Annotated in this window: 19 protein-coding genes; 9 read left to right on the top strand and 10 right to left on the bottom strand. The window is 42.7% G+C overall.

Translation table 11 applies throughout. The features are described from left to right. The first annotated feature begins 140 nt into the window (after positions 1–140). The 4 genes from LZF95_RS22240 to LZF95_RS22225 are packed head-to-tail and all read left to right on the top strand — an operon-like array spanning position 141 to position 4,784. A complete protein-coding gene (locus tag LZF95_RS22240) occupies positions 141–1,331 on the top strand; it encodes a hypothetical protein (RefSeq protein WP_233757489.1) in 1,191 nt (396 codons plus the stop codon). Next, positions 1,328–2,470 carry a hypothetical protein gene (locus LZF95_RS22235; protein ID WP_233757487.1) on the top strand — a complete coding sequence of 381 codons (1,143 nt, stop codon included), beginning with the start codon at positions 1,328–1,330 and terminating at the stop codon, positions 2,468–2,470. The genes LZF95_RS22240 and LZF95_RS22235 overlap by 4 nt, the downstream gene beginning before the upstream one ends. Then, entirely contained in the window at positions 2,467–3,612 is a 1,146-nt protein-coding gene (locus tag LZF95_RS22230) for a hypothetical protein (protein WP_233757485.1), read from the top strand. Before LZF95_RS22235 ends, LZF95_RS22230 begins: the two co-directional genes overlap by 4 nt. After that, positions 3,609–4,784, top strand: coding sequence for a hypothetical protein (locus tag LZF95_RS22225; protein ID WP_233757483.1), 1,176 nt, complete (start codon positions 3,609–3,611; stop codon positions 4,782–4,784). Before LZF95_RS22230 ends, LZF95_RS22225 begins: the two co-directional genes overlap by 4 nt. A gap of 151 nt (positions 4,785–4,935) precedes the next feature. Here the strand turns inward: LZF95_RS22225 and LZF95_RS22220 are convergent, their stop codons facing one another. The 10 genes from LZF95_RS22220 to LZF95_RS22175 all read right to left on the bottom strand — a co-directional run bounded on the left by LZF95_RS22220 (position 4,936) and on the right by LZF95_RS22175 (position 14,034). After that, complete coding sequence (locus LZF95_RS22220; protein ID WP_233757481.1) at positions 4,936–5,526, bottom strand: porin family protein; 591 nt, start codon at positions 5,524–5,526, stop codon at positions 4,936–4,938. A 233-nt stretch (positions 5,527–5,759) separates the two neighbouring features. Then, on the bottom strand, positions 5,760–7,145 hold the full coding sequence (locus LZF95_RS22215; RefSeq protein ID WP_233757479.1) for a sodium-dependent transporter: 1,386 nt from the start codon (positions 7,143–7,145) through the stop codon (positions 5,760–5,762). A 42-nt stretch (positions 7,146–7,187) separates the two neighbouring features. Then, complete coding sequence (locus tag LZF95_RS22210; protein WP_233757477.1) at positions 7,188–8,123, bottom strand: SDR family oxidoreductase; 936 nt, start codon at positions 8,121–8,123, stop codon at positions 7,188–7,190. After that, positions 8,095–8,937 carry a peptidylprolyl isomerase gene (locus LZF95_RS22205; RefSeq protein WP_233757475.1) on the bottom strand — a complete coding sequence of 281 codons (843 nt, stop codon included), beginning with the start codon at positions 8,935–8,937 and terminating at the stop codon, positions 8,095–8,097. Before LZF95_RS22205 ends, LZF95_RS22210 begins: the two co-directional genes overlap by 29 nt. Further along, positions 8,934–9,863, bottom strand: a complete 930-nt coding sequence (gene hemC, locus LZF95_RS22200) for a hydroxymethylbilane synthase (RefSeq protein ID WP_233757473.1) — start codon at positions 9,861–9,863, stop codon at positions 8,934–8,936. The genes LZF95_RS22205 and hemC overlap by 4 nt, the downstream gene beginning before the upstream one ends. Next, complete coding sequence (rimK, locus tag LZF95_RS22195) at positions 9,860–10,765, bottom strand: 30S ribosomal protein S6--L-glutamate ligase (protein WP_233757471.1); 906 nt, start codon at positions 10,763–10,765, stop codon at positions 9,860–9,862. Before rimK ends, hemC begins: the two co-directional genes overlap by 4 nt. A 171-nt stretch (positions 10,766–10,936) precedes the next feature. Beyond that, a complete protein-coding gene (locus LZF95_RS22190) occupies positions 10,937–11,374 on the bottom strand; it encodes a RimK/LysX family protein (RefSeq protein WP_233757470.1) in 438 nt (145 codons plus the stop codon). A 1-nt stretch (position 11,375) separates the two neighbouring features. After that, the gene (locus tag LZF95_RS22185) at positions 11,376–12,512 is read right to left on the bottom strand and encodes an ATP-binding protein (RefSeq protein ID WP_233757468.1); all 1,137 of its coding nucleotides are present in this window, start codon (positions 12,510–12,512) and stop codon (positions 11,376–11,378) included. An 11-nt stretch (positions 12,513–12,523) separates the two neighbouring features. Then, a complete protein-coding gene (locus LZF95_RS22180) occupies positions 12,524–13,720 on the bottom strand; it encodes a GlmU family protein (RefSeq protein WP_233757467.1) in 1,197 nt (398 codons plus the stop codon). Between the two features lie 68 nt (positions 13,721–13,788). Then, positions 13,789–14,034, bottom strand: coding sequence for a type B 50S ribosomal protein L31 (locus LZF95_RS22175; RefSeq protein WP_233757466.1), 246 nt, complete (start codon positions 14,032–14,034; stop codon positions 13,789–13,791). 74 nt (positions 14,035–14,108) lie between these two features. Between LZF95_RS22175 and LZF95_RS22170 the strand changes: the two genes are divergently transcribed. The 5 genes from LZF95_RS22170 to LZF95_RS22150 all read left to right on the top strand — a co-directional run bounded on the left by LZF95_RS22170 (position 14,109) and on the right by LZF95_RS22150 (position 20,232). Continuing rightward, positions 14,109–14,354, top strand: a complete 246-nt coding sequence (locus LZF95_RS22170) for a hypothetical protein (RefSeq protein WP_233757465.1) — start codon at positions 14,109–14,111, stop codon at positions 14,352–14,354. Continuing rightward, positions 14,320–16,020, top strand: a complete 1,701-nt coding sequence (locus tag LZF95_RS22165; protein ID WP_233757464.1) for a hypothetical protein — start codon at positions 14,320–14,322, stop codon at positions 16,018–16,020. Before LZF95_RS22170 ends, LZF95_RS22165 begins: the two co-directional genes overlap by 35 nt. Before the next feature lie 60 nt (positions 16,021–16,080). Continuing rightward, positions 16,081–17,913 (top strand): ABC transporter ATP-binding protein, encoded by a 1,833-nt coding sequence (locus LZF95_RS22160; RefSeq protein WP_233757463.1) that lies wholly within the window; start codon positions 16,081–16,083, stop codon positions 17,911–17,913. 29 nt (positions 17,914–17,942) lie between these two features. Beyond that, the gene (locus LZF95_RS22155) at positions 17,943–18,323 is read left to right on the top strand and encodes a hypothetical protein (protein ID WP_233757462.1); all 381 of its coding nucleotides are present in this window, start codon (positions 17,943–17,945) and stop codon (positions 18,321–18,323) included. A 208-nt stretch (positions 18,324–18,531) separates the two neighbouring features. Further along, a complete protein-coding gene (locus LZF95_RS22150) occupies positions 18,532–20,232 on the top strand; it encodes an arylsulfatase (protein ID WP_233757461.1) in 1,701 nt (566 codons plus the stop codon). The last annotated feature ends 109 nt before the right edge of the window (positions 20,233–20,341 follow it).

The following is a 20,341-nucleotide window of genomic DNA, read 5'->3' as shown; positions in this document are numbered from 1 at the left end:
AAGCACGGTAGATCTCACTTTGTAGCCATTTTTAATTAAAACAGTATATCAGAAAAACTCGGCCAAAATAGCCGAGTTTTTTTGTGGCTCTCTTTTTTAACCACTATCTTATTAAGCAAATGACTTTCGACCTACTTTTTATGAAACAACTTCTTTTAATCACTTGCTCCTTTTACCTGATTTCCATCCTCATTTCTTGTTCAGAAAAAAAAGAACAGGTTGTCCAAGAAGAAAAGAGCTACGAATGGTCTTTGATAGATTCCTTAGACTTAGAGTTTTTGGGCAATCCCATGCTTACAGATGTACATCGGGATGGAGGTAAATTGATTTTTTTTGACCCTCCTAGTTCGGAAATTTTAATAACGGATTCACGTGGAAAAATTGAGTATAGTTTTTCTAAAAATGAAGACACCCCAGATGCGTATGGTTTTATGCTGGAATCCCCTGGATTTTACGGGGAAGACAAAATCGCTGTATATGGTATGAACGGGCTTTTTATTTATGATTTGGATGGAACTATGCAAAAGAAAATCCCACATCCAGAATCCCTGAATGGCGCTGCTTCGATGAACTACATAGGCAAATCCACAGAGTCTGTAGAGCTTGATGGCCACGATTATCTCCTTCCAAAATCTATCCGACCACGTAATTCCTTTCCCGGAAAGCAGGAATTCTACGATAATTACCGCGCTCTGGAGCTAGTAAATATAGAAGAACCCATGAGGGAAATCATTCCTTTTGAAAAAGGGAGCCACTTCCTCAATGGTAAGGGATATATCCAGAGTGATTATTCACCCGCACTGGAAGCTCAAGACGGCAAACTTTACATCGTACACGGAGGTGATCCCCAGCTCTATGTGTACCTGCTTAGCCCCGAAGGAGCGAAACTTGACACTACGATTCAAATGGATATCCCTGGCTTCTTAACTCCTGAAGGAAAAGACAGAGCAGAATTTCAAGAAGGCCATGTCGAGGTCCGTGGCGGAAGTGCTTCAATCAGAAACATTCATATTCTAGGTGAGTTACTTTTGCTCGATTTTTATTCTGGGCAGGATCCACTCAAGGCACAAGAGGCCAGAGCCGTGTGGCAAGCGGGAAAGGAAGAGGAGGGTCGGGTCATGTTTCAAAAAATCGAAGAAAACACGCGCAAAGGAACCCTGCTCTATAATCTAGCCGACCTTAGCTATATAGGATCAGTATCTCCCCCGGACAAAACAGGAGGAAGGACTTACGCCAGTGGCGGAGGATTTGCCTGGTTTCAAAAGCTTCCTGATCCGGATGTGGAAGAAGATTTTTTGAGAGTTTATAAAATGAAATTAGTGGAAAAATGAAAAGCATTTACTTCTTAACCTTGGTGGCTACCACCTTCTTTTTCGCCTGCTCATCTTCGGATAAATATGAATCAAACTCACCCCAAGCTTCAAATTCAAATGAATGGGAACTACAGATCCTGGATTCTATTCAGGTGGATTATTTAGCGGATGTCAGGGAAGGTATTTTTAATGAGGGAATTGGAATCATCAAGGACATCATGGGTACAACCTTGGTGAAATTTGACTCCACGGGGAAAATTTTGGCTAAAAAAGAATATCCTAAAGAAGGCCCTGGAACGGTGATGTGGTTGGAGACTTTGTTGATGCATAACGACGTAATCTATGGGACATCGTCATTTAGTAATATTTACAAATTTGATCTAGACCTCAATCCAATTGGAACTTTGGAAATGCCATTTATGGGAGAGGCGAGGGGTGGTGCGTACAATAGGAGAAATATAGCAGTTTGGAATGACAAGTTACTCCTTTGGTATCCCGGACGTGATGGGATTAGCCCTTACATTGACCATTTTTACAGAGATTATCCATTATTGGAACTTTACGATCTTACTGCCAAAACAGCTAAAGCTGTCGTACGCACCCCTCCTACTTCGCAATACAGTACAGATGATTTTTTTGAGCGTCCATATATAAATTTCACAATTGAAAACGATAGTCTTTACCTGACTTTCACCAATGAAGCCCAAGTCCATATTTATGCGATGGGAGATAGCATTCAATGGGCACGAAGTATAGATTTCTCCCCTACTGATTTCAAACTAATTCCTGGACAAAAAACAGAAGTAACGTACACCCAATCAATGCAAATGAATGAGGCAAGAATACATGGAATTTACTCAGATCAAAGCCACATTATCATTGCTTACCATGGTGGGATCGATGGGGACACATTTGTCAATAATAATTTGAAGGAGAGAGAAAATTTTCATCGCTATTCAGAATTCCGAAAGGATTATCTCAAAATCTATCAATATGGTTCTGGTTGGTCAAATGAAATGATTATCCCCTCAAAAGTGAAGCTATTACTCAATATAGAGTCTGTTGACAAACCCTTCTACGCTCTCCGAAATGACGAGTTCATAGGCGAAGAGCAGGATTTTTTGACTTTTTATAAACTTCAATTGGTACAAAAATGAAAAGAATTTATCTCTTAGCCATAATGGCAATCATCAGTCTTTTCTCCTGCTCATCTGCGGATAAATCTGAATCAAACTCACCCCAAGCTTCAAATTCAAATGAATGGGAGCTGCGGATCTTGGATTCTGTTCAGGTGGATTATTTGGGAAATATCTCAACTGGAGATTTTAGAGAGGGGCTGGGTTTAATCTATGACTATACAGCCAACACCTTAATTAAAATCGATTATGAAGGAAATGTGCTTGGTACCCAAGCATTCCCAAAAGACGGCCCAAATTCAATTTCGTTTATTTCCACTGTCAAAATGAATTCTGAAGGCAAACCCTATATTGGACACTACAGAGCACCTTTTTATGAATTAAATGAGGATCTTTCAGTTAAACGAGAAATTGAAATGCCTTTTCCATCGCAGTCTTTCGGCGGGTTGATGGATGAGAAATGCTTTGAACTCTGGGAGGACAATATTATACTTCACTTTCCGGGAAGAGATGAAGTAAGCCCTTACACCGAAACCTATCTGACTGACAATTTTTTGCTCGAAAAGTTAAATCCTGCTACTGGAGAGAGTAGCCCTTTAATCCGAACTCCTGAAACCTCGAAATTCAGCACTGGTTTACTCTATGAAAGACCGGCCATATCATTTACAATATCCGAAAATGACGTATTGCTTTACTTCAACAATGAACCCAAGATCCACAGGTTCAGTCTGCTTGATTCTGGAAAGCATATAGAAACCCTAGATCTTAACCCTACGAAATTTATCGAAGCTCCTGAATTAAAAGACAAAACAGAACACTATGGCTATGAAAAATTAGTCGAAGGAAATATTTTTGGGGTATTTGCGAGCAAAGACTACTTGGTGGCACATTATTCACAAGGAATTTCGGAGGATGTTTTTAGCGCAAACGAATTCGATTTCCCAAAGGATTTCCCAAAACTGACTGAACTAAACCAATCCTATTTTAAAATCTATAACACAAAGAAAGGCTGGTCTAATGAGATACCCCTTCCTAAAAAAATAGATAAAATCTTTGTTATTGAGGATCCTATCCGACCCTTCTTCGCTCTCCGCAATGACGAATACCTAGGCGAAGAGCAGGAATATCTGACTTTTTATAAAATTCAATTGGTACAGAAATGAAAAACCTAACCCACCTATACCTTCTTCCACTAGCGTTCAGCATACTAGCCTGCTCAGGTGAAAAGGAGGAAGCTGAAATCTCCACCCCACTCTCAGAGCAATCCTTAGAATTTGAGATTTATGATTCACTTGTGGTGGATTATTTGGGGAGCCTATCGATGATGGATATCAGTCCAGACGGCAATTCAATCTTGATGATTGATATGAATACGGATACTATTTTTGTCAGTGACAAGTCTGGAAAAATCCTTTATAAATTTAAAAAATACGGAGACGCCCCAGGTAATTACACTAGAGATCGCTATGGAGTCGCTGTGTTTGCAAGCAATCAAGAATTCCTGATTCCAAGTACTTCGGGAATCTATAGATATTCGCTAAATGGAGATTTTGTCAAGAAGTACAAGCCGGAATTTGAGTATTTCCCAACTCTGATTATTACATCAGGAAATAGTTTACAGGTCAAAGATGGAAAAGCATATACCAATTATGGCGGAAGATATAATGATGAATTCGGACGAAACGGAATAGATTATCAACAAAAATCCACTCAACTAGAAGTGTTAGACCTAGAGACTGGAGATTTTTCTGGTGTTATACCATTTCCCGAAACTTCAAAATTCAGTAGTTCAGAACTTGCCTATCAAGAATTATTCTTCTATCCTAGTTTCAGGATACTCGGTGATTCTTTGTATCTGAGTTTTAGAAATGAACCGAAAATTTTCACCTACTCGGTCAGTGACCTATCAAGTCCTGCATCAGTACGAAATATTCCCTTCAGAGAATTCATAGAAAAGTCATCAGAAGGAAAAGAACTCTCTAATGGCTTTAATTTTGAAGATCTTGTACTAGGAACTATCAATAACATTATCCCTTTGCAAAAAGGGGGATTTTTGATCGATTATACGGGAGGATTAACTAAGGAAAAATACGATCAAGCACTCAAGGAAGCTGAAGGTCAACCTAATAAAATCTGGCCCTTTGCCGAAAAGTTAAACACGGGTGGTCACGTACTATTCGACGGGAATCAGATCAGTTCCCCGATAGAAAAGCCTACTATTTTAGGCAATATGAACAAATACGTCTCCAAAGATGAAATCTGGTTTTCGCTTAATTTTTCAGAAGCGGAAAACGACTATTCGGTGATCTATAAAACACGGTTGGTAACCAAATAAACACAAATTATTGATCTCAGTCCTACTACCACTTCCGTACTGCTTCTGGAGAAGCAGCACAACAAGAAACCCGGTTGGTCGCCAAATGATTCATTAAAAAGCCCGATTGATAATCTCATCAATCGGGCTTTTCTATATACTCCGAGACAGCTCAAAACAACCTAAATCCCAGAGAAAGAATCCACTGATTAGTTCGCTGATCAGTACTGAAGTTCCCCACATTATCTGAGATCTTATCCAGAGAACTTTCATATTTGGCATCAATGTACAAATTGCCTATATCCACTCCAAGACCAGCCTGATATCCGATCGTGGCATTTTTGTATTCTACGTCCTGCACTGTATTCATTGCATCTTTTATCTCGGAATTCACATTGATACTCGCAATGGGCCCAGCTTGCACACGAAGTAGGTTAAACATCTTAAAACCTACCATAACCGGGATATCCACGCGGTTAAAATCCGCCTCGTATTCATTCATGTCTCCAACACCTTCATCAAATGAAAATTGACCCTGAGTCTGCGTATAAAGAAGCTCAGGTTGCAGATATAAGCCTCCAAGTCCTATTCTGGCAAATACCCCTACATGGTATCCAAACTTGGATTCACCATTTTTGAAAGCATCGCTTTTCAGGTCTAGCTTGGTCTGGCTTAGCCCTACTTTAGGCCCAAAGGCAATTCCCTGAGAGTAGCCTGAAAAGGCTAGCACTAGTAAGGCAAGAGAAAGAATGAGTTTTTTCATGGTATGAAGATTTATGGTTTAGTCTTGTTTTTATCAATGCGGTAAACACTCTAACGTAGGGATTTAAGAAAAATTAGCAATTCTCTTGCCAAGAGTAATAACACATGCCCTTGCATATGTTAAACTAAAGAACATGCTTAGCAAAACACTCAATCCCCACCTCACTACATGGGAACTAAAAAAGGAAGCCCGGAGACTTCCTTTTACACTACAACATGAATTAAATAATGGATTTATGCTGCCTGCTCAAAACCAATTACGCCCAGCATATTCAATATCAGAAGGATGATTACAATCGGACACACGTACTTAATAAAAAACATCCATCCTGCACGAAATGGGCCTTTGAATCCCGGCGCACCAGAAGCCAACTCATCCGCATAATCCGAAAGTTTGGAAGCCCAGCCCGTGTACAAAGCCAGCATCAAGCAGATCACTATAACGGCGAAAGTCCCAAAGACAAAATCCATTATTCCAAAGAAGCCTTCTAACCTGTTCCCAAAGAAATTGATATGTAAATTGGAAAAGAACGTACCCTGAATCTGCGAAAGTGCAGAAGGTACTGACAGTGCCATCGCGGCAATGCCCACAGTCCAGGTAGCGCGTTTCCTATTCCACTTCCTGTCATCAATCAGGTATGCTACCGGTACTTCCAGCATGGAAATCGTGGAAGTCAAAGCCGCTACCATAAGCAGGATGAAGAAAAGCCCACCGACGATATTGCCACCGGGCATAGCATCAAATACTTTTGGAAGCACATCAAAAACCAAAGCAGGACCGGCAGCAGGATCCTTCCCCGGAAGTAAGGCAAACAAAGCCGGGAAAATCATCAAACCGCCCAAAAGAGCCACAGAAGTATCCATACCTGCGATCCATCCACCAGATTGGATCACATTGGATTTCTTCGGCAAGTAAGAGCCAAATGTGATCATCAGCCCCCATCCCACTGACATGGAGAAGAAAGCCTGCCCAAGAGCCTGAAGGATTACCCCTCCGTCTATTTTACTGAAATCTGGCTTTAGGTAATATTCAATACCCGCAGAAGCCCCTTCCAATGTGACAGAACGTCCAGCGATAAAAATGATAATAATAAATAAAACAGGCATTAGAAACTTAGATGCCTTTTCTATACCACCGGAGACTCCTCCCAATACAATCAAGATAGTCATCAATATAAATATGAATGTCAATGGAATGACATACATAGGTGTCTCTACAAACACCGCAAAATCAACTGGTATGTTGATAATCTCTGTAAAAATATAACCTACAGTCCAGCCTGCTATAACGGAATAATAACTGAACACAAAAAAACAAACCAATACACAAAGTACGCCCGCAGACTGCCAAAAGCGGTTTCCACCAGTCTGGCGGATAGCTCCAATTGGGTTTTTCCCTGACTTTCTCCCTATAGCTATTTCATTAAACAACAAAGGCAGCGCGATCAACAACACACATATTATATATACAAAAACGAAGGCTCCTCCTCCGTATTCACCGACCAGATAAGGGAATCTCCAAATGTTTCCCAAGCCTACAGCGGAACCCGCTGCGGCCATGATAAACCCAAGACTCGATCCCCATTGACCTCTCTCTTCGGTATTGTTGCTAACTGCCATAAATTATTTTAAAGTTAAATTATAAGGGTGTATAAACTGCTTTTAATCGCGGGCTAAGTTAATTTGTTTTGCCAAAATACCAATTGCCGTCTGGAAAGTTTTCGGCTCAAAACCAAGCTGTTCCCGTGCCTTATCAATAAGGAAGCCTGTTTTCAGCGGTCTTTTCGCGGGCTGGGAAAAGGTGCTGGAATCAGCACGTTTGATTAATCCTTTGTTAAGCCCAAAGTATTCCGCAATGATATTGGCCATCTCATAAGGAGTCAAAAAATCCGGGCCGGCGATATTAAACACCCCTTCCGCTTCCTTCTCCGCAATCAAAATACATCCCGTAGCAAGGTCTTCCGCAAGAGTAGGCGTTCTAAACTGATCATCTACCACTTGGATTTCCTTGCCTGCTTCCAGTGATGACTTCACCCACAGCACAATGTTAGTCCGGCTCATATCATGAGCTATCCCAAACACCAATACGGTCCGCACAATAGCCCATTTGGTATTGCAGGCTTTGACCAACTGCTCACATTCCAGCTTGGTTTCCCCATAGTAATTTACCGGCGCCGGTGCTGCATTTTCATCCAAAGGCCCTTCCTCTCCAGAGAAAATAAAGTCAGTTGAAACAAAAATAAAATGTGCTTTTATCTTTTCGGCGGCATTTACCAAATAGGAGGTTGCATTCACATTGGCATCGTAGCAAGCCTCCTGATTGAGCTCGCACTCGTCCACATGCGTCATGGCAGCACCGTGAATAATGATATCAGGACACAACTCCGACAACACTTTTTCTACCTCTTTTTCATCAGAGATATCCAGGGACACATAGTCAAATCCATTTCCCGGAAGCCTGCATTCTCCCCTCCCACTGGCAACCACTAAAAACCCATCCTTCTCCAGTAATTGAGCAACGAGCTTCTGGCCTAACAAACCATTTGCTCCTGTGATAAAAACTTTCCTTCTATTTGACATCGGTATAGCTGTAGTCATATTCCTTTTCAATTTTCTTACGGGACTTTTTATCCACTGTCACCTTCATGAAAACAGGCTCAATCGGACGATCTCGCTGCGTAGGCAGCTTTGAGATTTCCTCAGCGACCTCGATCCCTCTGATCACTTCCCCAAAAACCGTGTACTCTTTGTCCAAGTGTGGGGTACCGCCTACTGTGGTATAGGTAGCTATCTGTTCAGCGGTAAAATCCTTCCTTAGATTTAGGTTCAATGAATTCTCCAATTCATCCCTTTTGGAAAGGATCAAAGAAGTCAGGCTGTCATATTTCTGCTCATTATATAGCCTGGTGTATTCTTTTTTGAGGTCAGCTTCACTTACCAGCTCCATATATTTCATAAAGGCCTTCTGAAGCTTGGCCATATCTGTGGTCAACTCCAACTCATCATAAACTTTCCCAAGCACTATATAAAATTGGGAACCGCTGGATCTTCTCTCCGGGTTGATCCCATCACCTTGTCTGGCGGCAGCAATCACCCCTTTTCTATGGTAGTGGTTTGGTCTGATTTCAGCTGGTAAAGTCGGCCATTCCTGAGCAGGCATATCCTCTTTGGTGAACACATCCCCACCCTGGATCATAAAATCCTTGATCACACGCTGGAATTCGGTGGAATCGAATCTCCCATCTTCTGCCAGTTTGATAAAATTTGACTTATGCTCGGGAGTGTCATCAAACAATAACGCCACGATATCCCCATGACTGGTTTCTATGGTGACCACATAATCTTTCTTTGCAGCGCAGGCAAATGAGCTGGCGCATAAGGCAATAAAAAGTAAATTTCTTAAACTTCTCATTTATTTAGGGTTGTTTTGATTTGTTCCAGTATTATTTTCCCACCTGCGGAAAACACCTTGTCCGCAAGCTCCTGACCCAATTGTTCAGGCTGTTCGGCATTTCCTTCTACCTGAATGGAGATTCGTTCTTTCCCATCCAGACTTACTATCCCACCTTTGAGTGTAAGCATATCTCCAGAGAGTGCTGCCAAGGCAAAAACAGGAATACTACACCCTCCCTCCAAAACCCTTAAGTAGGCACGCTCCGCACGCAACCTCAGGGAGGTTTCATGATGATTACAGGCTGCGGTGATTTTTGATTTCAACTCAGAATCCAAATTGCTCGCTATTTCTATGGCCACAGAACCCTGTCCTACAGCCGGCGTGAACTCATCCAAATCCAGTTCTGCCACGATCATATGATCATATTCCATACGGTGAGCACCTGCATAAGCGAGCAGCAACGCGTCACAAAGTCCCTCTTCCATCTTACGGATACGGGTTTGCAGATTCCCGCGAACCTCCACTGTTTTTACATGAGGATAAAAATGCTTTAAAGTAGAAACACGCCGTGTGGACGAAGTTCCCAGAACAATATTGTTTTTCAGAGAAATCGTTTGATCATGGGACACAATCACGTCATTCTCTTTTTCGCGCTCGGTAAAGGCAATGATCTCGAAACCTTCGGGAAGATTTGACTGCATATCCTTTGCACTGTGTACCGCAATATCAATGCGCCCATCCATCAGCTGATCTTCCAGTTCTTGGGTAAAAACCCCCTTGCTTCCGATTTTGGCTATTGAGACATCCAGCACCTGATCCCCTTTGGTATCGATAATCACAATCTCTGTCTGAAGCCCCGCACTATTGAGAAGTTCCTCTACATGATAGGCTTGCCACAGCGCAAGCTTACTTCCACGGGTTCCAATTTTCACTAACTGGCTCATTGACTTGATATTTTCATAGGGCGCTTGTTTACCCCTTCTTCTATAAATTTCACAATAGCACCTGCAATATCTATCCCGGTAGCTTTCTCTATACCTTCCAACCCAGGAGAGCTATTCACTTCCAATATCAATGGTCCTCTGGCTGACTGAAGCATATCTACCCCTGCCACATCTAAGCCAAGTGCTTTGGCGGCACCAAGTGCAGCTTGCCTTTCCGCTCGGCTGAGTTTGATGATAGTTGCTTTTCCCCCACGGTGCAGATTAGATCGAAACTCCCCTTCAGCACCTTGACGCTTCATGGCTCCCACCACCTTGCCGTTGACGATAAAAGCGCGGATATCAGCTCCTTTGGCCTCTTTGATGAATTCCTGAACAATTATTCTAGCCTTTAGCCCATGGAATGCTTCAATCACAGATTGACTGGCCTTCTTTGTTTCGGCTAAAACCACCCCAAGTCCCTGGGTACCTTCCAGCAATTTGATAATCAAGGGAGCTCCGCCCACATGCTCGATGATTTGCTTTTCCCCTCCTTTGGAAAAGTTGGTAAATGCCGTTTTTGGCATACCAAGTCCTGCGCTGGAGAGGATCTGTAAGCTCCTGAGCTTATCCCTACTTCTGACGATGGCCTGGGAATGGACGGCCGAAAAAGCCCCCATCAGCTCAAACTGTCGGACTACCGCAGTACCATAAAAAGTAACTGAAGCTCCGATTCTAGGGATGATAGCGTCCACATCTGTAAGCTTTTCACCTTTGTAAATAATAGATGGCCCGTCTTGCTCAATAATCAGATCGCAAATACTGTGATTTACAATTATTGCCTCATGCCCAGCCTTCTGAATCGCCTCAAAGAGTCTTTTGGTAGAATATAAATTTGGGTTCCTCGAAAGGATTGCAATTTTCATGTGTTTATAATTATTTTTCAATGATCACACCTGCCTGCCTGCCGGCAGGTGGAATCTCGCGCGGCGTAAAGTCATACCAATGTTTGAAGCTTGAGTCATGCTTGATTTCATAAGAAAATCATTTGAAGGTGTAAGTCTGATAAAAGACTTGATCAGTAAGGCAGTAGTTGTCTATTTACTTCTATATGGTCTAGCCAAATTGACTTTACAAACATCTACAAGAAAACGATTTCTGAGGATTTTCCGTCCGAGAAGGATAGCGTTTCTCATTTTAGAGCGGTCAGAAAGTGTAAATTCGGCAGAATAGCTTTCTCCGGCAAGTTCAAAGGTAGTCTCGATCAAATACCTAACCTCAGCTTGCCCAAAGGAATTTTTCACTTTTTTTTCCCTGAAATGCTCAAAAGTCACGACTTGGCCTGTGTAGGATTTATGACCGGGGAGCAAAGGCTGAAACTTAAGCACTCGTTTACCCTCTTCTTCCACCACTTCCAGATTCTCCGCGTGAATACTGCTAGTGTAGGCACCAGTATCCACTTTGGCCCATACTAGGTTCAACCCCAACTCCGGGAGAGAGATTTTTTCTTTCCTTCCGATTATTTTTTGATCCATATCAGCTGATTTTCGCCATCAATCGTGTCACATTCATGGATAGATCAGTAAAGATAAACTTGGCATTTCCATTTCTCTCCAAGTGATAATGTGCCATGTTAAAAACTCCGTAAAGCTTGCCTACGTGCTCTTCTTTAAGGATTTTCCCGCTGATGTTATTGACAAAAGTCCTATCCTCATCATGTGTCCGTAGCAACTCATCAAGTCCCGCGTTTTTCAAAAGAATCTCACGAAGCACATTTAAGCCTGTCAAGACAAGTGATTTTTGAGCCTCTTTATCAGATTTATGAAAATCATCCGCTAGACTAAAAATACTTTTGAAGTCCGCTTTATAACAAAACAAAAACCATTCTCTGATTTTCTTCACCTGCAGATCCTCCACCTGATCCACCATTCTATAAGCCTCGCGTAAGTTCCCGTCTGCAAGCATGGCTATCTGATCTGCCGAGGCTTCATCACACAATCCTCTCTCCAGGAGATGGTGTTTAACCTCTTCATCTGAAAACCCACGTATGGTCACTTTTTGCGTTCTGGAAAGGATCGTCGTCAGCAACTGATCCGCATGGCCCGTCACCAGTATAAAAAGTGTTTTTGGCTGAGGCTCCTCCAAGATCTTCAGCAGGGCATTTGCCGCTGAGGGGTGAAGAAATTCCGGCGCCCAGATCATCATTATCTTATATCCTCCCTCGAAGGACTTAAGCGAAAGTGCCTGGATTATCTTGCGCGCCGCACCCTTGGAAATATTCAGCTGTTTCTTTTCGAAGTTATTGAAATAGATAAAATCGTGAACATTGCCATAGGGCTGTTCGGTAGCAAACTTTCTCCAGCTGGTCAATAGATCCACTTTTTCATCATCCTCCTTATCATCTTCCTTGGTAGTGGCGATGGTGGGAAAGGCAAAATTAAGATCCGGCAAAACCAAACGGCTCATTCTCTGACAGGAGACACAGGTGCCACATGAATCAGTGACCCCTGGATTTTCACAGTACAAATAAGTACACAGCGCTAAAGCCATCGTCAAATTAGCCGAGCCCTCAGGCCCATGAAATAATAATGCATGCGCCAAATGATTGTTCTTGACGGCGTTGATCAGGTTCTCTTTGGTTTCGGGCAGTCCCGGTATAGCTGCGAATTGCATGGATTATTTGATTAGGGTGTGGTTTCCCAAATTCTATAGTTTCTAGATAGTTCGAAAATTGCCCGCAGGATTTTCTGTTCTTCTGCATCCAGCTCCAAACCTCTTCTTGCCACTACGGCTTTTGCCGTCTCCAGAAACTTCGGAAATAAAAAGGTTGAGAACCCTTCTTCTCCACCCCAGGCAAAGGAAGGTATAAATTTACGTGGAAAGCCCGGACCAAACACATTGGTACCTACTCCGACCACAGTGCCTGTATTGAACATGGTATTGATGCCGCATTTGGCATGATCCCCCATCATTAGCCCACAGAACTGCAAACCCGTGTTGGAATAATTCCCAATGGTATAATCCCATAGCTTCACAGGAGAATAATTGTTCTTTAAATTACTGGTATTGGTATCCGCTCCCATATTACACCATTCACCGATCACGGAATTGCCGAGAAATCCGTCATGCCCTTTGTTACTATAGCCCAAAATCACAGAGTTGGACACTTCCCCTCCTACTTTGGAATGGTGGCCTATGGTAGTATCCCCTTTTATTTTTGCCCCCATGTTCACTGTGGAGCTCTCGCAAAGGGCAAAAGGGCCACGGATAATGCTTCCTTCTTGGATTTCTGAATTCTTACCGATATAGATTGGTCCACCATCGGCATTCAGAACAGCGGCCCGGATGACCGCTCCTTCCTCCACAAATATGTTTTGGGGTGAATACAATTTCGTGTGCGGATCATTGATTGGTGCAGATTTCCTGCCTTTGGTAACCAGCTCAAAATCCTTTCGGATTTCAGTCCCATTGCATTGAAAAATATTCCAGGTCTTCAACAGAAGTGAAGGAGTAGCCTCCATCTGAATGACTTCTTTACCCTTCACCCCACTCAGATTTTTTTCTGTTTCACCTATATAAGCGGCAATAAGTGTTTTTCCGGAATAAAGTACCTGATTCGGAGCAAGCGCTTTTATAATACTCAGACTTTGGCTGTCTGGAAGCCATGCACCGTTTATCGCTAAAGCATTCCCCGATTTTCGAGGAAATTTGCTCTGTAAGTAATCCTGGGTGAGGTAAGAGACAGTACTTTTTGTAATCAACTCCCACTTCTCAGCTATTTTTAGTATCCCTACACGGATATCCCCCACAGGTCTGGTAAAAGTAAAAGGAAGCAATGAACCGCGGATGGCGGGATCATCGAACAATAAAATTGAATCCATGAGGCAAAAATAAAAAAGTCTCCCGGAATCCATGCTCCGGGAGACTTTTTAGCCTGAGATTATAAGAATTACTTCTTAGCGTATCTTCTGTTGAATTTCTCAACACGACCCGCAGTATCAAGCATCATTTTCTTACCTGTATAGAACGGGTGAGACTGAGAGCTCACTTCCACTTTGTACAAAGGATATTCTTTTCCATCTTCCCAAGTGATAGTCTCGCTTGTTTCGATAGTCGATTTTGTAAGAAATTTAAACTCGCTTGACGTGTCGTAGAAAACGACGTCTCTGTAGTTTGGATGGATATCAGCTTTCATATTATTGCTAGTTATATAGTACCTTTTTCAAATGAGGCACAAAGTTACCCTTTTTCACATTATCCGCAAAATCTTTGACAAGTATTTCTATTTCAATTGATCAAAAGGTTTTAAAAGTAGTTTCTGAAAGACAAATTAAAGAAACTTTCCCCTCTAAAACCCCACTTTTTCACGAACTTCAGGATTACTTTTTGGGATTTGAATCTCATCGTATAGTTACACTTCCTTATTTCCAAACTTCCTGGCCAGTATTTCAATCTCAGGAATCTTTTTTAGATTTAGCTGATGCAAACACCTTATACCCCACAGATCAGCTTTAAACTGCTCTTTTTCATAACGGCATTCCTCATCCCCCTTTTTTCTCAAGCACAAGGAAGTTATTTACCATATAATAGAGACTATTATCACATACTTGATCGCTATGACATTCTTCGAGGGCAAAACAATCCGGTGTACCGGACAGCTACAAAACCTTACCGGCGCGATGACGTGGCAGCGTTTCTGGACAGCATAGCAAATGAGCCTGTGTCCCGATCCAGATCCGATGAATTCAATCTGGCTTATCTTAGTCAGGACAACTGGGAATTCGTCAGCCAGGAAACCCCGGAATCGAAAAAGCCATTCCTGAAAGGTCTTTACCGCAGGCCTGGGGATTTTGCACATTATTACAGCGAGGATTTTGATATTCACCTGAGTCCGGTCATCTACCTGAATGGGGGGGTAGAGCCTAGCAATGAGCAGAATCCAAACCGACTTTCCAGAGGATTGGTGCTAAGAGGTTCTATTGACAAAAAAGTCGGTTTCTACACTTATTTTACCACTTCAGAAGCATTTTTCCCCAGCTGGGTAAAAGACTATGCCGTTCATAACGGTGCGGTGCCAGGCGAAGGTTTTTGGAAGCAATACAATGATAACGGCTACAGTTATTTCTCAGCTCTGGGACATGTGAGCTATAATATCACCAAACACATAGAAGTAGAAGTAGGCCATGACCGGAATTTCATAGGAGAGGGCTATCGCTCTTTCTTGCTTTCAGACTTCTCCAATCCATACATGTTTGTCAAATTCAACACAAGAGTATGGAAGTTCCAGTTGACCAACATCTGGACACAAATGACCGCTGATGTGGACTACGACCGTGGTCGCCCTACTGATGGCAGATATCCCCAAAAGTGGTTTTCCTTTCACCGCCTCGGATTCAACATCGGAAAGAATATCAATCTAGGTTTTTTTGAATCCGTAATGACCGATAAGGCCGACTTCAACTATTTCAATCCAATTGTATTTTACCGCTGGGTGGAGCAGTCACTGGGAACACCTGACAAAGTCATGTTAGGAATAGATGGGAAGTGGAATTTCTTTCCCGGAATGCAGGTTTATGGACAGTTTGCGTTGGATGAATTCGTGTTTTCTGAGTTTTTTGGGCAGGATGGCAAAGGCTCAAAACGAAACAAATACGCAATTCAGACCGGCTATAAGTACATGGATGTATTTGAAGTATCTAATCTGGATTTGCAGTTGGAGTTTAACACCGCAAGACCTTATACTTTTCAGGAAAAGGTCGATTACCAATCGTACAGCAACTGGCGTACTCCGCTCACTCATCCAAGAGGGGCCAATTTCCGTGAAATGATAGGCATTGTTCGATACCAGCCTCTCCCGAGACTGAACCTGACTCTCATGGGAATGTATCAGTTCCACGGAGCAGATCCAGACGCAGAGACAAATTGGGGTGGTGATGTATTGAAAAACAGACTTGAAGGCAGTCCTACAGGACTTTTCGGGAATGAAATAGGGCAAGGCATAGAAAACAGAGTGATCCAAACGAACCTGAATGCCAGCTATATGCTGAAGCATAATTTCTTCATTGATGCTTCCCTTTCTTTCCGCAAGAGAACCGCCCAGGATCTGGACAGTCCGGAGACCACAAATTACCTTCAGTTGGCTTTTCGTTGGAACTTTATCCGCCCGGATTACAATTACTAATCGGGAAACCACACTGGCATTTTTGCGTAACTTGCGGGATTATTCCAAGAATACTAGTTTATGAAGACCTATCTGCGGATTCTTTCCTATGCCAAACCTTACGGGAAATTCGTGCCTGTTTATATATTTTACGCCTTCTTTTCCATCGTTTTTGGCCTGTTGAATTTCACTTTGCTCAAGCCTCTTTTCGATGTGATTTTTGAGCAGGTAGATCCGGAATCTTTGACAGTCTATGCCAACAAGCCTGACTTTAGCTTTTCAGTGGATTATTTCACCCACTTATTCAATTACAATTTTCTACAGGTAGCCGAAGAATATGGGAAAATGGGCACGCTTTACTATGTGTGTGCCATCATAGTGATCTCGGTGTTCCTATCCAATCTCTTCACTTATCTAGCAGGCGTGGTCTTGGCAAAAGTCCGCGCTACTGTGATCAAGCGGATGAGAATGGACATCTTTGAGCGGGTAAGTAGCCTTCACATCGGGTACTTTTCAAACGAAAGGAAAGGCGATCTCATGTCAAAAATGACCAATGATGTGCAGGAAGTGGAAAACACAATAGTACAGTCACTTCGTGTGGTATTCCGGGAACCTGCGACCATTATCCTGTATTTTTCAGTGCTCTTCTTTATGTCTGTGAAACTGACCCTTTTCACAATTTTGATCATCCCTATCTCTGGGGCCATCATAGGAGGCATTACCAGAAGATTGAAGAAAAAAGCGGTACAAAGTCAGCAATCTCTGGGAAGAATCGTCAATATCCTGGATGAAACACTTGGAGGGATGCGCGTGATCAAAGCATTCAATGCAGAGGGCTTTATGAAGTCCAAGTTTGACGGGGAAACCGACTTCTATGCCGGGGTGAATGTAAATATGGCACGAAAGAATGAGTTAGCCTCACCTATTTCCCAGTTTTTAGGCGTATTTGTAGTAGCGGGAATCCTGGTCTATGGGGGCAGTTTGGTTCTTAGCGGAAATTCAGATCTGGGTGCTTCTGACTTCATTACCTATATCATTATTTTCACCCAGGTGCTGAATCCCGCAAAGGAAATCTCAAGGGCAGTGAGCAGCATTCAGCGGGGTATCGCTTCGGCTGAACGCATATTCACAGTAGTGGACACTCCTACCGAAATTTTCCCACCAGAAAACCCCCAGCCTTTATCCGAATTCAACGATTCGGTGGAGCTTAGGAATGTGAGTTTTGCTTATCAAGACACATTGGTCTTACAGGATATCGATTTCACCCTGAAAAAAGGGAAAACAATTGCCCTAGTCGGGCCTTCCGGGGGAGGAAAATCCACTCTCGCGGATCTAGTCCCCCGATTTTATGATCCTACAGAAGGTGAAATAGTTTTAGACGGAAAGAGCCTGAAGTCTTTTGATCTGCATGAGTTGAGAAGTCTGATGGGAATCGTAACCCAGGAATCAATTTTATTCAATGACACGGTCTATAATAACATCGCTTTTGGCGTGAATCATGCTACTGAAGACCAGGTGATTGAAGCGGCGAAAATTGCCAATGCCCATGAATTTATCATAAAAATGGAGAAAGGCTACCAAACATCTATCGGAGAAAGAGGTTCTAAACTTTCCGGCGGGCAACGACAACGGCTAAGCATAGCCAGAGCAGTTTTGAAAAACCCTCCGATTTTGATATTGGATGAAGCTACGTCCGCACTGGACTCTGAATCTGAACACCTAGTCCAAGAAGCATTGACTAAACTCATGAGCAACCGGACTACGCTGGTGATTGCCCACCGCTTGAGCACTATACAGCATGCTGATGAAATCCTGGTCATAGAGCAGGGTAAAATTGTGCAACGCGGAACCCATAGCGAACTGATGCAAGCAGAAGGCTTATATCAGAAGCTTTCTAGTATTCAGTCCGTTTAGTATATTCGTTGAAACTAATTTTAAAAACCATGAAAAAACTTCACCAATTCCTTCAAATAGCCTTACTGGTCTATTTTGGTGCTTTTCTTATTTTCTTCATCGCCTTTGACACCTTAGGCGGACTCTTCGGAATGGAAGAAATCACATCAGATTCCATGGTAACAATCATTCTCATCGGTCTGATTTTATTTCTGGCAGCCTGGGGAAGTAGCTATGCTGCTTATAGCAGCCTTTCCTCCACCATCAAAAAAATGGAAAGTGAAACCAATGCATTAAAGGCAAAAATTTACGATTTCGAACATCCTCGAATCCCCTCTTCTCAAAAGTCGCCTCCTACAGAAAAGCCATCACCTACAAAACCATCGGACACAGATCCCAGCAATCTCCCCCCGAGACAAAACATCACTTAGACCAGATTTTGTATCGTTCAATTACAGTGAAAAAGGAAGCTTGTATTAGTTTCCTTTTTTTGTCACCTTCTGGAAATCTTAACAGGATTTTTCCCAAAACAGAAAACTTTGGAGTTTCCTTTTCAGAAATTGACTAAAAAATAGCATCATCTCAAGCGTGTTTTTTTGAACTTTGCCTGAATAACATTTTCCCAAAAACGCCACAAACATGGACAGTTTCTCATTTTTGAAAATCAACTCTGATAGTTTCCCTGTTTTGATTTTTATAGCCATTTCTATTTTTTCCTGCAACCCAAAACCGGTTGAAAAGGAAAGTGAACGGCCTAATATAATACTGATCTTGGCAGATGATTTAGGATTTTCGGATTTGGGTTCATTTGGAGGAGAAATAGAAACCCCAAATCTGGATTGGTTGGCAAGCCAGGGCATACGCTTTACCCAGTTTTACAACACCTCACGCTGTTGTCCTACGCGTGCATCTTTGCTGACAGGACTATATAACCATCAGGCTGGAATCGGGCATATGACTACTGACACCGGACAGGAAGCCTATCGGGGCCATATTTCAAACTCAGCAGTCACCATAGCTGAGGTATTGAAAAGCTCAGGCTATCGTACAGGAATGGTGGGAAAATGGCATGTATCCAATACAGTTGTTCAAGACACACCGGAAAAGCAATTGGCTTGGCTAAACCATCAGGAACAGCATCCGCTTTTTTCGCCGATAGAGCAGTACCCCACCAATCGCGGGTTTGAAAAGTACTTCGGCAACATCTGGGGAGTAGTGGATTTTTTCGACCCTTTCAGCTTGGTAAATGGCACTGAACCCGTGCTAGCAGTGCCGGAAAACTATTACCATACCGACGCTATCAATGACACGGCTTCAGTATATATCAGGGAATTTACCAAGCAAAACAAACCATTTTTCCTCTACGTGGCGCATACTGCCCCACACTGGCCTCTTCATGCTTTGCCAGAGGATATAGAAAAATACAAAGACACCTACAAAGTGGGCTGGGATGCGATCCGAGAGCAGCGTTACAACAAACTACTTGATTTGGGCATTATCGATAAGGCTTCTTATTCCCTCTCTGAAAGATGGGGGGATGAGCTTACCTGGGAAGAAAACCCAGACAAAGAATTTGATGCCAGAGCTATGGCTGTGCACGCCGCAATGATCGACCGGATGGATCAGGGAATCGGTAGAATCATCGAGACTCTGAGAGAAACCGGAGAGCTGGACAATACCTTGATTGTTTTCCTGAGCGACAATGGTGCCAGTTCCGAGAGTAGTATGCGATACGGCCCAGGTTTTGATCGGCCTAGCCAAACCCGCAAAGGTGAGCCAATCGCTTACCCAGTAGAAAAAAATGTGATGTCTGGCCCACAAACGACTTTTGCCTCAATAGGCCAGCGGTGGGCAAATGTTTCCAATACCCCATTTCGTTATTGGAAAATGGAATCCTTCGAAGGTGGGACAAACACGCCAATGATTGCATTCTGGCCAAAAGGAATAAATACTGAAAAAGGCAGTATTTCCAAACAAATAGGACATGTGATGGATTTCATGGCAACTTTCATTGATGCTGCCGGTGCTGAATACCCCTCAGATTTTGCAGGAAATAAAATCAAACCGATTGCAGGGAAGAGTTTGCTTCCTGTATTCCAGGGCCATGAACGGGAAGGACACTCCATCCTTTTTAATGAACATGAAGGGGGGAGATCTGTCCGCACGAAAGATTGGAAACTAGTGACTTTGGACGCCAGTGAGCCTTGGCAGCTTTATGCTATCAAGGAAGATAAAACAGAAACAAAAAATATAGCAGAGGACAACCCTGGAATCGTCGCAGAACTGGATAGCCTATGGCAAAACTGGGCAAAAAACAACAAAGTAATCCCAAAACCCTAAGCCACCCTATTCACGATGAGACCGAAGAAGTAAATTTTCAGGCTTTGATAAGGCTTTAATTTTCATAAAACCTTATATTGAGGCAACCATTCAGATTTTCTTTTTTATA

Source organism: Algoriphagus sp. AGSA1, from assembly GCF_021390545.1.
Classification (GTDB): Bacteria; Bacteroidota; Bacteroidia; order Cytophagales; family Cyclobacteriaceae; genus Algoriphagus.
This window is presented reverse-complemented; position numbering and strand designations above follow the sequence as displayed.